The 14,574-nt window shown below is 49.8% G+C and carries 14 protein-coding genes and 1 tRNA gene; all 15 read left to right on the top strand.

Annotated features, from left to right (window positions below; genetic code table 11):
* Window positions 1-3 precede the first annotated feature (3 nt).
* The 15 genes from pnp (at window position 4) to ACR0QV_RS04610 (ending at window position 13,895) form a co-directional block, all read left to right on the top strand.
* Window positions 4-2,115, top strand: a complete 2,112-nt coding sequence (gene pnp, locus ACR0QV_RS04540) for a polyribonucleotide nucleotidyltransferase (RefSeq protein ID WP_432634944.1) — start codon at window positions 4-6, stop codon at window positions 2,113-2,115.
* 71 nt (window positions 2,116-2,186) lie between these two features.
* Window positions 2,187-3,551, top strand: a complete 1,365-nt coding sequence (locus ACR0QV_RS04545; protein WP_432634946.1) for a S1C family serine protease — start codon at window positions 2,187-2,189, stop codon at window positions 3,549-3,551.
* Window positions 3,552-3,638: 87 nt separating this feature from the next.
* Window positions 3,639-4,142, top strand: a complete 504-nt coding sequence (locus tag ACR0QV_RS04550; protein ID WP_428052784.1) for an acetyl-CoA carboxylase biotin carboxyl carrier protein — start codon at window positions 3,639-3,641, stop codon at window positions 4,140-4,142.
* Between the two features lie 2 nt (window positions 4,143-4,144).
* On the top strand, window positions 4,145-4,408 hold the full coding sequence (locus ACR0QV_RS04555; RefSeq protein ID WP_432634948.1) for a hypothetical protein: 264 nt from the start codon (window positions 4,145-4,147) through the stop codon (window positions 4,406-4,408).
* A 116-nt stretch (window positions 4,409-4,524) separates the two neighbouring features.
* Window positions 4,525-6,843, top strand: coding sequence for a DNA translocase FtsK 4TM domain-containing protein (locus ACR0QV_RS04560; RefSeq protein WP_432634950.1), 2,319 nt, complete (start codon window positions 4,525-4,527; stop codon window positions 6,841-6,843).
* Window positions 6,824-7,576, top strand: coding sequence for a LolA family protein (locus tag ACR0QV_RS04565; protein ID WP_432634952.1), 753 nt, complete (start codon window positions 6,824-6,826; stop codon window positions 7,574-7,576). Before ACR0QV_RS04560 ends, ACR0QV_RS04565 begins: the two co-directional genes overlap by 20 nt.
* Window positions 7,573-8,193 carry a CDP-diacylglycerol--glycerol-3-phosphate 3-phosphatidyltransferase gene (gene pgsA, locus ACR0QV_RS04570; RefSeq protein WP_428052792.1) on the top strand — a complete coding sequence of 207 codons (621 nt, stop codon included), beginning with the start codon at window positions 7,573-7,575 and terminating at the stop codon, window positions 8,191-8,193. Before ACR0QV_RS04565 ends, pgsA begins: the two co-directional genes overlap by 4 nt.
* Window positions 8,184-8,666, top strand: a complete 483-nt coding sequence (locus ACR0QV_RS04575) for a phosphatidylglycerophosphatase A family protein (RefSeq protein ID WP_432634954.1) — start codon at window positions 8,184-8,186, stop codon at window positions 8,664-8,666. Before pgsA ends, ACR0QV_RS04575 begins: the two co-directional genes overlap by 10 nt.
* A gap of 15 nt (window positions 8,667-8,681) precedes the next feature.
* Window positions 8,682-9,332, top strand: coding sequence for a MotA/TolQ/ExbB proton channel family protein (locus tag ACR0QV_RS04580; RefSeq protein WP_432634956.1), 651 nt, complete (start codon window positions 8,682-8,684; stop codon window positions 9,330-9,332).
* A gap of 3 nt (window positions 9,333-9,335) precedes the next feature.
* Complete coding sequence (locus tag ACR0QV_RS04585; RefSeq protein ID WP_428052796.1) at window positions 9,336-9,740, top strand: ExbD/TolR family protein; 405 nt, start codon at window positions 9,336-9,338, stop codon at window positions 9,738-9,740.
* A complete protein-coding gene (locus ACR0QV_RS04590) occupies window positions 9,740-10,453 on the top strand; it encodes a TonB family protein (protein WP_432634959.1) in 714 nt (237 codons plus the stop codon). The genes ACR0QV_RS04585 and ACR0QV_RS04590 overlap by 1 nt, the downstream gene beginning before the upstream one ends.
* A gap of 1 nt (window position 10,454) precedes the next feature.
* Window positions 10,455-10,943, top strand: coding sequence for a hypothetical protein (locus tag ACR0QV_RS04595; protein ID WP_432634961.1), 489 nt, complete (start codon window positions 10,455-10,457; stop codon window positions 10,941-10,943).
* A 3-nt stretch (window positions 10,944-10,946) separates the two neighbouring features.
* Window positions 10,947-11,903 carry an NAD-dependent epimerase/dehydratase family protein gene (locus ACR0QV_RS04600; RefSeq protein ID WP_432634963.1) on the top strand — a complete coding sequence of 319 codons (957 nt, stop codon included), beginning with the start codon at window positions 10,947-10,949 and terminating at the stop codon, window positions 11,901-11,903.
* Window positions 11,904-12,037: 134 nt separating this feature from the next.
* A tRNA-Ser gene (locus ACR0QV_RS04605) sits at window positions 12,038-12,128 on the top strand.
* Window positions 12,129-13,367: 1,239 nt separating this feature from the next.
* Window positions 13,368-13,895 (top strand): type IV pilin protein, encoded by a 528-nt coding sequence (locus tag ACR0QV_RS04610; protein ID WP_432634965.1) that lies wholly within the window; start codon window positions 13,368-13,370, stop codon window positions 13,893-13,895.
* The last annotated feature ends 679 nt before the right edge of the window (window positions 13,896-14,574 follow it).

Here is a 14,574-nt window from a genome sequence, read left to right on the forward strand (position 1 = left end):
ATTATGCAAAATTTCAACCACAAATTTGATATTCAAGAAGTGGAAGTTACCGTCGGCAATCAAACGATTAAACTCCAAACGGGCTTAATCGCCAAGCAGTCCGACGGCGCGGTTGTGGCCACTATGGGTGATACTATGGTGTTGGCTACTGCCGTTTCCACCAAAGAGCAAAAACCGGGCATTTCCGATTTTACTCCGCTTACCGTCAATTATAAAGAAAGAACCTACGCCGCGGGCAAAATCCCCGGCGGTTTTTTCAAACGCGAAGGCCGCGCCAGCAAAAAGGAAACGCTGTCTTCCCGTATTATTGACCGCACCATCCGCCCGATTTTCCCCGAAGGCTTCGCTTGCGAAACCAACGTAACGGCTATGGTTATTTCCAGCGACGAAAAGCACGATGCGGATGTGTTGTCCGTATTGGCTTCTTCCGCCGCGTTAGTCATTTCCTGCATCCCGTTTAACGAGCCTGTCGCCGCTGTGCGCATCGGCCGCAAAGACGGAAACTACATCGTCAACCCCACCAAAGAAGAACAAGAAACCTGCGATATGGACTTGGTTATTGCCGGTTCCGCGCAAGGCTTGTTAATGGTGGAAGGCGGCGCCAAAGAAGTGGAAGAAGACGCCATTATCAAAGCGATGGAAGTTGCCAAGCCGGAAATTGACAAGATGTGCGCCGTGCAGTTAAAACTGCGCGAATTGGCCGGCAAACCGAAATTTGAATACGTCGTGGAAAAACTGCCGCAAGAAGTGGCGGACCTCGCCAACGGCAAATTCCGCGAAGAAGCCAAAAAGATTTTGCACGCGTTTTCCGATAAGCAAACCCGCGATACGCAGGTTGCCCAGTTGAAGGCCTCTTTTACCGAAGAGTTGACCCCCAACTACGGCGATAATGCCGCCACCTATGCGGGCATCGCCTTGGAAAACATTATGTACGAAGAATCCCGCAACTTGGTGTTGCACGAAAACGTCCGCGTGGACGGCCGCAAACCCGACGAAATCAGACCGTTGAGTTCTATGGTCGGTTTGTTGCCCCGCGCCCACGGTTCTGCCTTGTTCACCCGCGGCCAGACCCAATCCTTGGCGGTAGCCACCTTGGGTACGCCCGACGACCAGCAAATGGTGGAAGGGTTGGACGACACCACTTACGAACGCTTTATGTTGCATTATAACTTCCCGGGTTTTGCTACCGGTGAGTGCAAACCGGACCGCTCTCCGGGCCGCCGCGAAATCGGCCACGGGGAACTTGCCCGCCGCGCTTTAATGCCGCTTATCCCGAGCGAAGAAGAATTCCCGTACACGATCCGCGTGGTATCCGATATTATGGAATCTAACGGTTCCTCCTCTATGGCCAGCGTCTGCGGTGGTTCTTTGGCCCTGTTTGACGCGGGCGTGCCGATGAAATCGGCCTGCTCCGGTATTGCTATGGGCGCCATTTCGGGCGAAGGCAAATTTGTCGTGCTGTCCGATATTATGGGCTTGGAAGACCACTTGGGCGATATGGACTTTAAACTTACGGGTTCCCGCAAGGGTATTACTGCCTTCCAGATGGACGTAAAACTCAAAACGGGTATTCCGTTGGACGTTTTGCGCCAGGCTATCTCCCAGGCGACCAAAGGCCGTATGTTCATTATGGACCATATGGAGAAAACGATTGCCGAACCGAAGAAAAACATTTCCCGTTTCGCGCCGATCATCTTCAAAATGAGAATCCCGGTGGACAAAATCGGTGCCTTAATCGGCCCCGGTGGCAAGAACATTAAACGCATTACGGAATCTACCGAAGCCAAGATTGACATCGCCGAAGACGGTACGGTAACTATCGCCGCCGCCAACAGCGACCGCTTGGACCAGGCCAAAGCCGAAATTGATATGATGACTGCCGAACCCGAAGTAAACAAAATTTACAAAGGTAAAGTAGTGTCTATCCAGCCGTTTGGCGCGTTTGTAGAAATCTTGCCCGGTAAGGACGGACTTTTACACATTTCCGAAATTGAAAAACACCGCATTAACAAGGTGGAAGACGTATTGAAACTCGGCGACATCGTTGAAGTGAAATGCGTTGAAATTGACAATAACGGAAAAGTAAGACTTTCCCGCAAAGCCTTGCTCAAATAGTTTCACTTGATGTATATAAAAAGCCCCGGAGCCTAACCCGCCCCGGGGTTTTTATTTTGTATAATAAGCATATGCTCCGTTTATCTTCCCGCTTGGCAAAAAATAGTTGGCTGGTTTTATCCTTACTGTTGTGTCTGTTCTCTTCCGCCTGCAATTACCACGGGCGGCTAAAAAGAGCCCTTTATAAAGAGCCTTCTTTTAATGATAAAATAAACGCTTCCGTCTTGGTGGCGCACGATAAACTCCCGCAAGAACCCTTTACTTTCAAAGATTATAATCTTACCCCGGTAAACGCGTACAAAATTGACGTTGCGGACGGCGCAGGCGTGGCCACGGCGGACGCCTTGGGTACGTTATTTGAGCGCGTGGAACTTGACTCTTCTAAACTGCGCCAAAATTACGATTACGAGGCCGATTTAAACTATTCCGTCTACGCCGAGTGGTTAAACGGAACCATAAAAGGCACCGACAGCCAAGATTTTCTGTGGGTCAAGCATTATATGTACCCGTATTTTCACACGCAGGTAACGCTTACCTTGCGCAATACGCAAACCCGCTTGCCCATTATCCAATTATCAGCCGCCCGCAAAACACCGCTTGAATTTAGCAATACGGCGATTGGGTTTTATTGGTTTAACCGTTTAACGGGTTCCTTGCTCTTCCCGGTATTGGCCCCGGGATACACGCAGGCCGCGGGCAAAAGTATCCGCCGTACGTTAGAGGATGATTTACGCGCCTGTTTAAAAGAAATTATGCGGGATTTAGAGGAAAACCGCGTGCTCTTTGCTCCCCGTTACGCAGGGGCCGCTTTCCCGCGCAGCGACGGCGCGTATAAGGAACTTCTCGCCAAAACCGTGTATGTAGAAACGCCCGGCGGACACGGAAGCGGATTTTTCATTTCGCCCGACGGATATATTTTGACCAACGCGCACGTTGTCGGGCGGGAAAAAGAGGTCCGCTATTATCTGTACCAAGATTTACCCTTTGAGCCTGCCGCCGCGCGTCCGCCGTTCCGTTATGCGCGGGTGGTAAAACTTAACAAATCGCGTGATGTGGCCCTGTTAAAGGCGGAGGGGGAGTTCCCGTATTTTAAACTGGATACGGACCGCTCCCATTACAAAACAGGGGAAACCGTGCAGACTATCGGCCAGCCCATAGATCAGTTTTGGACGGTCAGCGAGGGGATTATCAGCGCGCTTCAAAATACAAACGGGATAGACGATATCCAAACCGACGCCGCCATTAATAATGGCAACAGCGGCGGCCCGCTTGTTTTGCGCTCGTCCGGCGAGGTGGTGGGGATAAACTCCCGCGCCTTAAAACCCGCCTTGGGGTCGGGTATGGGGTATGCCATAACGGCCTTTGAAGCGGCGCGAACCCTGCAATTAACCTTCTCTGCCGACGGAAAACTGATTTCGCCCGCCGGGGAAAAATAATACTTTTTGTTTCAAGGCTCTCAAAATTATGTAAAATAGAATAAAGTAGTTTTGGGATTACTTACAAAACCGAGGTCATTTTGATTTATGAAAAAAACAGCAACTAAAAAAACGGCTTCCAAAGCGGCCGCTAAAAAGCCCGCCGTCAAAGAATCTCCGATTTTGAAGGACGTAAAACAACTGTACGGTTTTATGAAGGATAACAACCTGGACACCATTGAATACGACCAGAAAGGGTTGTATCTGCGCTTGGTGAAGGCCAAACCCGCTATGGTGCCGGTGCCCGTTAATGTGGGCGGTGCGGTCAGCGCTTCGGGCGCGCGTGCGGCTGTTCCCGTGCAGGAACAATACAAAGAAGTAATCAAATCTTCCCTTATGGGTATCTTCTTCCGCGGTTCTACTCCTTCGGCCCCGCCCTTTATTAAAGAAGGCGCCCGCGTGGAAAAAGGCGACGTAATTTGCTTGATTGAAGCAATGAAAGTTTTTAACGAAATGCGCGCGGAATTCCCCTGCATCATCAAAAAAGTGTTAGTGGAAAACGGCAAACCGGTTAAACAGGGCGATGCTTTGTTTGCCATTGAACGGGTGTAACTATGACGCCGCTGCAAGAGAATATTCAAATTGCCGTTACCCGTATGAGCGAGTATTTGGCGGAGCATAAAACGGCTACGTCTTGGCAATTAAAATTGATGTTGCGCGTTTCCAGTTCGGTGCTGTTTTTGGCCTTGGGCGTGCTGTACGGACAGGGTAAAATTTCCTTGGTGGCGGACGGTATTAATTACCACGTCATTTGGGGAACCACCCCCGAACCGCAAGCCCCGGTGCCACCCACACCGGCCGTGCAAGAAAATATGTAGTTTTTATAGCCCCCGCGCAAGCGGGGGTTTTGCTTTCCGGGGGGATTTTTTCGCCCGGCCAGGGCGGTTCGTTTTATCTTGGAAAATGAGCCTAAAAAAAGGTAAAATATCCCTATATGCAAAAGCGTTACTATTACACCCCTAAAAAATCTAAAAAACGCACTAAAAAAACAAATTCCTCGGCGTGGATCCGCACGGTACTGTATATTCTTACCGGCGCGCTTACGCTGTGGCTCTTTTGCATTTTGTGGTTTAACGTTTCCAACGGTGCGGCGGGGCAGGCGGTAGCCAAGCAGTTACGCCAGATGTTGGGGCAGTCTGCGGGGTTAATACCGCTGTTTTTAGGGTATTGGCTAGTGCAAACGGTGCGCAAGAAAAGCGCGTCTTTCCTGTTTTTTATTATCGGCTCGTCGGTAACCTTGGCGGCCTTTTCCTGTTTTTTAACGCTTTTAAGACTTGTTTTTAAGGATTCCCTTATTTCCGGCGGACACGTCGGCGAGAGCCTTTGTACGGCCTTGCAGGGCGTAGCCGGGGTGGCAGGCGCGGCGGTGTTTTCGCTCGCATTTATTTTGGTGGGGATACACTTGCTTTTTGCTATTCCGTGGGCCGTTGTTTTGCAAAAGACGGGCGAATTTGTCCGCAACGATTTTAACGGCTGGATGGAAGCCCGCGCCGAACTTAAAGAAAAAGTGCGCGAGGGCAAGGCGGAACTCAAAGAAAAGCCCCTTAAAGAAACCTCTTCCCGCCCGGTAGCGGAGGAAATCCACGAGGTGCCGGAAATCCACCGCTCCAAGCCCGAAATCCGCCGCCCGGTGGCCGAACCCGTCCACTTGCCGCGGCGCGAGGAAATTTCGTCCGCGCATTTGCAGCAGGATGAAAACGCCAAGGCGCCTACGGATGAAAACGGCGAAGTGAAGAAATTTGACCCTAAAACCTTTAAACTCCCGCCGCTTGACTTGTTAAACGACCCGGCCGGGGACGGTATTGTCGGCCCGACGGATGACGAAATCGCCCAGGCCACCCGCCGCTTGGAAGACACTTTAAAAAGTTTTGACATCCGCGCCACGGTTACGGGCGTTTCGCCGGGGCCTGTGGTTACCCGCTACGAAATCAAGCCCGATCCGGGCGTAACCATTGCTTCTATCACGGCCCGCACGCAGGATATTCAGGCCAGTATGGAGGCCCGCTCCGTGCGTGTCCAAGCGCCTATTCCGGGTAAAAACGCCGTCGGGTTTGAAATCCCGAACGAACGCCCTGTAATGGTTACGATGAAGGAGATTTTGCAATCTTCCGTGTATGCCAATTCCAAGGCCGTGTTGCCGATTGCCTTGGGCCGCTATGCTGACGGCGAACCCGCCGGTTCCGTGGCCGAAAAGTGGCCGCATATTTTGATTGCCGGTGCCACCAACAGCGGTAAATCCATTTGTCTGCATACGATTATTATGTCCCTTATTTACAAGCACACGCCCGACGAGGTAAAGTTCCTAATGATTGACCCCAAGCGCGTGGAACTTACGCTTTACGAAGGGATTCCGTACCTCTACGACCCCAAAACCTCGTGCGACGATGTAGACGTGGTTACCGACGCTAACGGGGCCGCCAAGTCCTTGCAAATGCTGGTAAAGGTAATGGAAAAACGTCTGTCTATTATGCAACTGGCCAAGGTAAAAAATATTGAGGGGTACAACCAATGGGCCAAGCAAAATAACGAGGAAAAGATGTTCTACATTTTCGTTATTATTGATGAAATGGCCGACTTAATGCTCCAAACCAAGGCATCTATTGAAGACTCCGTCCAGCGTTTGGCGCAAATGGGCCGCGCGTTGGGGATTCACTTAATCCTTTGTACACAGCGCCCGTCCGTTAAGGTAATTACGGGTATCATCAAGGCCAACTTGCCCTCCCGCATTGCTTTGCAGGTGGCTTCGGGCATTGACTCCAAGGTAATTTTGGACGCCACCGGGGCCGAGGATTTGCTGGGCCGCGGGGATATGCTCTATCAAAGCACATCGGACAAAACGCCGTTCCGTATTCAGGGGGCGTATGTGTCCGAAAAGGAAATCAAGGCGGTTGCCGATTTCTTGCGCGCCCAAGGCGGGCCGGATTACCCGGTGCAAATTGTGGCGGAGCAGAATCCGCACCAACGCCCGCAGGACGGCCTCGGCACGAGCCCGGAGGAATTGTTGCAGGCGCTTAATTTGATTAAGGAGCGACGCCGCGTGTCGCAGGATTTGCTCAAAGCGCACTTTGGTTCCTCCGCGCGTGCTACCAATATGTTAAGCGTGCTGGAAATGAAGGGCTATATTTCCAAGCCGGAAGGCTCTAACCGCTGGGAAATCCATTACGAAATGATTGACCAGGCCATTGAGGATTTGAACAGTTTACCGTATGACAAAAACTATCAGGAAGAAACATATGAAACCGTCTATAAATAAAGTCATTTTTCCGTTCGCCTTATCGTTCATTTTAGCGGCTTGCGGCGGTTCCTCTACCGAGGAGCCAGTTGTCCCGGAACCGGCGGCCCCGGAAGTAGTCGCCCCGGCGCCTAAAAAGCCCGTGCAAGAGGTAAAAGCGCCCGTTAAAAAGCCTGCTCCTGCACCCAAAACCACATTAAGCGCGGCTGAATTAACCGCGCGCTTAAAGGAGTGGGATAAAAAATTAGCCACCTTGGAAACCGCCTTTAATCAAACCACTTCTTACGACGGCGTGGAAGTCAGCCGCTCCGGCGGAAAACTGTTTTATGACCGCGCCCAAAACCGCCTGCGCCTGGATACAATGAGCCCGGAGGGCGACTTGGAGCAGACGGCCATTACGGATAAAAAAGATATCGTTATTTTGGACGAAGCGGGCAACCAAGTTACCACGCTTTCTTGGGCCGATTGGCAGCAGGGCCAACCCAATCAGGCGCTCTTTGACTTTGGCAATTACACAGCCTTGGTGGAACGCCATAATGCCGTTGTAAAAAGCCAAACCGCCAAGGAAGCCGTTTTGCTTTTAACGCCCAAAGAGGGGGAGGAATACCAACTTTTGCTGACCTTAACCGCGCCGGATTATTTCCCGCAGACCATTACCATTACGTCCGACTTAATGACGACGGAAGCCGTCTTAAAAAATATTCAAAAAAACCAGCCGCTGCCCGGGGCTGTGTTTGGAGGATTTAAAAAATGATGACACTTGCCAATAAAATCACGCTTACGCGCGCCGCGCTGTCTATTGTAATGTTTCTGTTTATTTTGCTGCCTTACGGCTGGGCCCGCATTACGGCCACGCTTATTTTTATTTTAGCGGCCAGTACGGACTGGGTGGACGGCAAAATCGCCCGCCAAACCAACACCATTACGCCCTTTGGCGCGATTGTGGACCCGTTTGTGGATAAGATTTTGGTGGCGGCGGCGTTCTTTGCCTTTGTGGGCATTAAAGAGTTGGACGTGCCGATTTGGGCGGTGTTCTTTATTTTACTGCGCGAACTGATGATTTCCACCCTGCGTGTGATTGCCGCCTTGGAAGGCAAAGTAATGGCGGCGGAACGCTGGGGCAAATTCAAAACCGTTATCCAAATGGCGGCTATCGGCACGATTTTCTTTGTGCTGGACGTATATCACTTGTCCCACTTGGTGTCCGGCCCGGCGCGGGAGTGCTTTCAAATCACCTTTTTAACGCTCCAAAAGGTGCCTTACGCCATTACGGCTATTGCGGCGGTGATTACGTGGATTAGCGCCGTTTCGTACTTAAAAAACAACTGGGATTTGCTTAAAAAATCGTGGAGTCTGCCCGTATGCAAATAGTTTGGCGCGCCTTGGCCACGGGACTGTTTGTCAGTTATCTGCCGCCAATGGTGTTTAAGTACAAAAAGAATACCGGGGCGGGCTTTTTGGGAACCTTATGGGGAATCCCCTTGGTGTTGTGCTTTCCGCAGGATTCTATGCTCTATATGGTGTGTATGCTGGCGTTTTGGGCGGTTGCCGTATGGGTCTGTAAAAAAGTACAATTTAAAGGATTCACGGGCCACGATAATCCCAAAATTGTAATAGACGAAATGGCCGGATATATTACGGCTATGGCGTTCTTACCGCGGACGTGGCCGTATCTGCTGGCGGCGTTTGTGCTGTTTAGGACGTTTGACACGTTAAAACCGTGGATTGTTAAGACGTTTGATAAAATGGAAAACGCTTTCGGCGTAGTTTTTGACGATGTAGCCGCCGGGCTGATTTCCAATATACTGGTGCAGATTTTTATTATATTCGTAGTGAACAGGTAATAAGGAGATAAAAAAATGGATTTTTCCAATATGACAAACTTACGCGAACTTTTGGCGGCGGGCGGACCGATTTTAATCTTACTGCTCTTGCTGTCTGTGTATTCTATTTCTATTATTTTGGAACGATTTTTTAAGTTGCGCTCCACCATTTCGCTTTCCCGCAAATTAATGGCGTACTGCCGCCACCCGCTCCGCTCGGAAAATTACCAAAAGGTGGAGGACGCCTGCCGCAAGGAAGTCGTCAAAAACACGCCGGCGGCCGCGCTTATTTTGCGCCTGGTGCAGGAACGCACCCGCCCGCAAGCGGAACTGGAAAAAATCGCGGCGAGCGTGATTGACTGGGAAGTTACCAAATTACAGCGCCGCCTGACCATTTTGGGTACCTTGGGCAGCATTACGCCCTTTATCGGTTTGTTCGGTACGGTTATCGGCGTTATGCACGCATTTAAAGATTTAGCCGCCAACACCGCCACCAGCGCGGGCGCCTCCGTAGTGGCCGCCGGTATTGCCGAAGCGTTGGTAAACACCGCCGCCGGGCTTTTTGTGGCTGTTCCTGCCGTAATTGCGTACAACTATTATTTGTCTAAAACCAATTACTTTGCCAAAGAACTGGAAAATATCGCCGACGAAATTATTTACCGCCGCGGCGACGTGGAAGAATTTTAACCTATGCGCACACACAAAACCAGAACCGTAATGGCGGAAATCAATATGGTGCCGTTTATTGACATCACATTGATTTTGCTGATTATTTTTATGGTAATGAGCCCGATGCTGGTGCAAATGCAACTGACGGTGGATTTGCCCAAATCCAAGGCCATTAACACGCAGGCGGAGGACGACGTCATCCGTATTGAAGTTACGCGCGACGGCACTATTACCGTAATGAACAAAAAACTGACGCTCAAAAATTTGGAGCGCGAGTTGATTTTGCGCTTGGGTAAAGCAAATAAAAAGACGATTCTCGTCCAGGCCGATAAAGACGTACCGATACAGCAGGTGGTGGACGTCTTTGACGTAGCCAAAAAGTTAGGCGCGGCCAAGTTGGGAATCGGGGTACTTTCTAAAAACTGATGAACCGCTATTTTGCTATCTCCGGCGGACTGCACGTTTTAGCCGCCTTATTCTTGCTTTTGATATTGGCTCCTTCGGCTAAGAAGGCGTCCGCTACCTATACGATTGATTTTATCGGCAGCGGCAAGGTGGTTGCCACCACGGGGCAGGAAGCCGCCGCGCCCAAAGCGCCCAAGGCCGCCGTGCAAGCCCCAGCCGTAGCCAAAGAGGCCCAGCCCAAGGCCGAGCCTGCCAAAACGGCTAAAAAGGCTTATGCCTCCAAAAGCGAAATTACCACCAAAAAGCAACCCGCCAAAAAGGCTCAGCCGGCTGCTCCGTTAGCCGCCCCCAGCGTATTGGACGACGCGCAAGAGGGGGGGCAATCTGCCGAATCTTCCGAAGCCGCCAAAGAAGGCCAATTTGCAGGCGGTAATATTCAAACCGATTTTGCTAACTTTCCTTATCCCTGGTACATTACCCAGGTGAGAAATTCCCTCTGGATTGAGTGGGAAAAACGCCGCCCCGCGGGCAATACGCTGTCAGCCTTGGTGTCCTTTGCCATTGCGCGCGACGGAAAGATTAAAGATTTACAGGTAGAACGCAAATCCGGCGATGACACCTTTGACTTTGCCGCCTCTTCCGCCGTAATCAACGCCGGGCCTTTTGCGCCGCTGCCGATGTATTACGAAAAAGACGAACTCACCGTAAGCGTGGAGTTCAAACAGGAGAAATAATATGAACGGATGGCAACGCTTTGCCGTATTGATTATTTGTTGTTTTGCCATTATGGTCTTATACCCCGATTTTGGCACCTCGGGCTGGACGTTTATCGGGATGGCGATAGCGATGTGGACGGGGGTAATCGTCATTTTGTCTATTGTATCTAACTTGTTTGGTTTGTATAAGTGGGAAAGTTTAAATAAGTTGATTTTCTTTGTGCTTACCTGTGCAATTATGTATTCCTTATTGTGGTATTTCCCGCAGGAAGATAAGGTTACGCCGATTAACAAAATTAAATACGGCGAAATCCCCACCAAGGCGGATATTGACCGCGGGTTAAAGCGGTTTACCTTTAATTTTGACTTTGTCCGCCGCAACGCCCGCAGAAAGGAAAACTTTACCAACCAAGATATGGATGAAAAAGCCATTAAAAAGGAAATCAAAAAGACGGTTTCCCAAAAGACGGACGAACTGGTGGATAAACTGGATTTGCAGGGGGACTAACGTATGAAGAATACCATTTTGATTACTGGCGGAAACGGTTTTATTGGCCGCGCCTTGACGGATAAACTGTTGCAGGAAGGGTACAATGTGCGTATTGTTACGCGCCGTACGCCTAAACAACAACCCGCCAACCCGGCAGTAACCTTGGTGCAGGCCGATTATAATGATGTAAAATCGCTTGAAAAGGCCTTGTCCGGCTGTGTGGGTGTCTTCCATTTGGCTGCGGCTATTTTCGGCTTTAACCGCGCAGATTTTGAGCAGGCAAATGTCATCGCTGCGCAAAATGTAGTGGCGGCGGTAAATAATACGCCGGAAATCAAAACCTTTGTACACGTTTCCAGTTTGGCGGCCAGTGGCTATGCCGCGGATAAAGACCACCCGCGCACCGAGGATATGGAGCCGAAGCCCGTGTCCGATTACGGTATTACCAAATTAGGGGGGGAGAAGGCCGTTAAAACGCTCCGTCCGGGCGTAAAATGGACGATTATCCGCCCGCCGATTGTCTATGGCAAGAACGATTCCGGCGTGTCTAAAATCGCGCTGTGGGTCAAACGCGGCCTGATGGTGAATACGTCGGGCAATGGATATTTCAGTTTTGTGCACGTTTCCGACTTGGTGGAAGCCTTGTGGCAAGCGTTTATCCGCCCGGAAACGGATAAAGAGACGTATTTTATTACGGAAGAGGCGGTTTACTCGTGGGACTATTTTATTACGCAAATGGCTCGCGCGATGAATTGCCACAAGCCTTTTATGCCGTCTGCCCCCAAGTGGATGATGCGCGTGGCGGCGTGGGTGTATGAACTGGTGGCCCGTATTACGGGTGCACAGCCGGCCTTAAATTATGACAAAGTAACCGAAGCCACTATCCCCGGCCATTGGATTTGCTCGGGCAAAAAATGGCAAGCGCTGACGGGGCAGAAGTTTACGCCACTGGCTGAGGGCTTAAAAAAGAGTTTTTAATTTGCCCGCCGGGCGGCGCGCTGTATAGGGAGAATTTAGCCAAAAAATGCGGCCCGCGGATAAATTAGGAAAAGTTTGTAAAATTTTGTTATAATATAGAGGTTGACGGTAACACTACCGTTGGCACAAATTTTGGAGAGGTGGCTGAGAGGCCGAAAGCGGCGGTTTGCTAAACCGTTATACGGGTTAATTCCCGTATCGAGGGTTCGAATCCCTCCCTCTCCGTAGGAATTAAAAACCCCGCGCAAGCGGGGCTTTTTATTTCTACGGAAATATAGGGTGCGGCATAAGTTTTATGCCGCAGGGATTTGAAGCCCGCAGCGTTGTGTGAGTTTGAGGCCATAGGCCGAAAGGCGAACACCGCGAGGGCGGGCCCGGGCAAAATTTCCGTCAGGAAATTTATGCAGGGCGGATCCCTCCCTCTCCGTTTTTTTCTTCCTAAAACCCGTTTATTCGTTGTTGTTCATTCGGTCGGATACCTCCGCGCTGCCGCGCGTGTGCGTACAGTATTTCTCCCTTTGCTCACGCCTAGAATAAACGGGTTTTCGTTTGAAAAATCCTTCCCTTCTAAAAATACAAACCGCGCAAGCGGGGTTTTTTATTTCTACGGAAATATAGGGTGCGGCCCGCAAGGTGTCGTCATCCCGTAGAGTTTTTATACGGGATCTCGTTGTTTGCTGTTGTCGTTGCTGGCATTTCCCGAGTGTCTGCCGGCGCGGAGCGTTCGGGAATCTGTTTTTGTCGTTGTTGTTGTCTTTCAAAACGTCAGATCCGAACCCTGTGGAATGCCCAGCACTCGGGGATAACGCCCTTGTTTTATTGCTTTTTGTCGTCATCCCGGAATTTGTCCGTCCGCAGGGTGAGGCGTGCAGGGTGTCGTCATCCCGGAGAGTTTTTATCCGGGATCTGTCGTTGTTAAATAAGGAAGTCATCCTGAATTTAGTTCAGGATCTACCTGTTGGGTAGTTTGCCTTTGGTATTGTAGTTGTCGTCATCCTGGAAAGTCGTAGTCCAGGATCTGTCGTTACGCTAAAAGAGGAAAACAACAAATACTGGAACGCTCCGCGCCGGCTAACCTTCCAGAATGACCTTTTAGATAACAACACATAAGGTAGATCTTGAAGCAAGTTCAGAACGACGATAAAAATGTTGTGTTTGTCGTTGTTTTTCCGTCGTTCTCTGTAAAGGGGTTGTATCGTTTTTTTTTTGTTAAAATCTTGATATTCCTCGTCGGATATACCCGGATGTATCCGCTGTATAAAAATGTGTATAAAAGGCCGTTTTGCTCAAATATAAAGGTCTAAACAAGGAGAAAAAATGAAAGTATTTCTAAATATTTTGTCATTCCCGAGTGTCGTAGTCGGGAATCTGTCGTCATTTAAAAAGGCAACGACAACAACGGATCCCTGAACCCTGCGGGGTCGCACCCTAGCGGGCCGCCAAACACTACGGGATGACGATTTTATGAAACAAGAAGGTCATCCTGAACTTGTTTCAGGATCTACTTCTTGGGTTGTTAGCCGTGGTTTTACCCTCATAGAACTCCTAGTAGTCGTTCTTATTATTGGTATTTTATCCGCGGTGGCGTTGCCGTCGTATCGGGTGGCGGTAGGGAGCAGTAGGGTGGCTACAATGTACGCCCTTGTGCGCGCGGTGGACCAAGCCCAACAGCATTTTTATATGCAAACGGGCCGTTATGCAAGCAACTTGGATTCGCTTGTTATTTCAATGCCCGCCGGGTTTACAAAAAGATCTAGGAGTATAGAAAATGACAAAATGCTTTGCCAACTTATAACAAAAGAAATCGGAAATTCGTTTCGCTGTGATGACCTTGTACGCCATTTAGGGTTGGAAAAATATCACCAAGATAATTTTTTCCGATGTTTTGCTAATCGTGATGATAAGTTAGGGCAACGGATTTGTTCCAATATTTCTGGGCAAGATAATTGGAGTGGGAGAAATTCCACACAAGTGGCTTATTATATCTATTAAAGTGAAGCTCCTAAAAGTTTTGGTGCAAGACTAGGCGGGGGGGAATAAACCCCGCCTTTTTGCGGGCTATATGCCAAAGTGGCGGGGAAAAAATAGAGGGGAAGAAAGTATTTATCATATGGGGGAAGTTATGGCAGGGGCACCTTTGGGGGGAGCCTTTCCCTTTATGCCAACGCCTTTATTTACTTGTTACCCCCTGGTTCTATTCGTTAGACTTCTCTATTGGGCCAGTGTAACACTTTATAGAAATTCCGCTTATCTCTTACGACGCCGCGCCACCTATTTTTTCTTCCTCTTTTTCCCCTTTTTATTTAGATGTGTACCTTCGTTGTTTTTGGTCTTTTAAAGCCTATTTTCCTCAAATAAATTGGATTTGACTCCGCCGATAAATAAGGGCTCTTGTAATATATTTTCTTCATCTATTGTCCTGTTATGTAGTGCTTTGGTATAGAATTGTTGCCCCCGCCGGAACGCGCCTTAATAGATTACTATTTACGCTTTATGGCGGTAGATATAACTTACAGGGGAAAAAGGTATATTTGCTAACAAAACTACCCGCGAGCGCCGGGGCGCACAATATTCCCCCGCTCCCCCAACGACCCAACGACCCAACGACCCAACGACCCAACGACCCAACGACCCAACGACCCAACGACCCAACGACCCAACGACCCAAACG

Source organism: Candidatus Avelusimicrobium sp. (assembly GCF_050873505.1).
Taxonomy (GTDB): Bacteria; Elusimicrobiota; Elusimicrobia; order Elusimicrobiales; family Elusimicrobiaceae; genus Avelusimicrobium.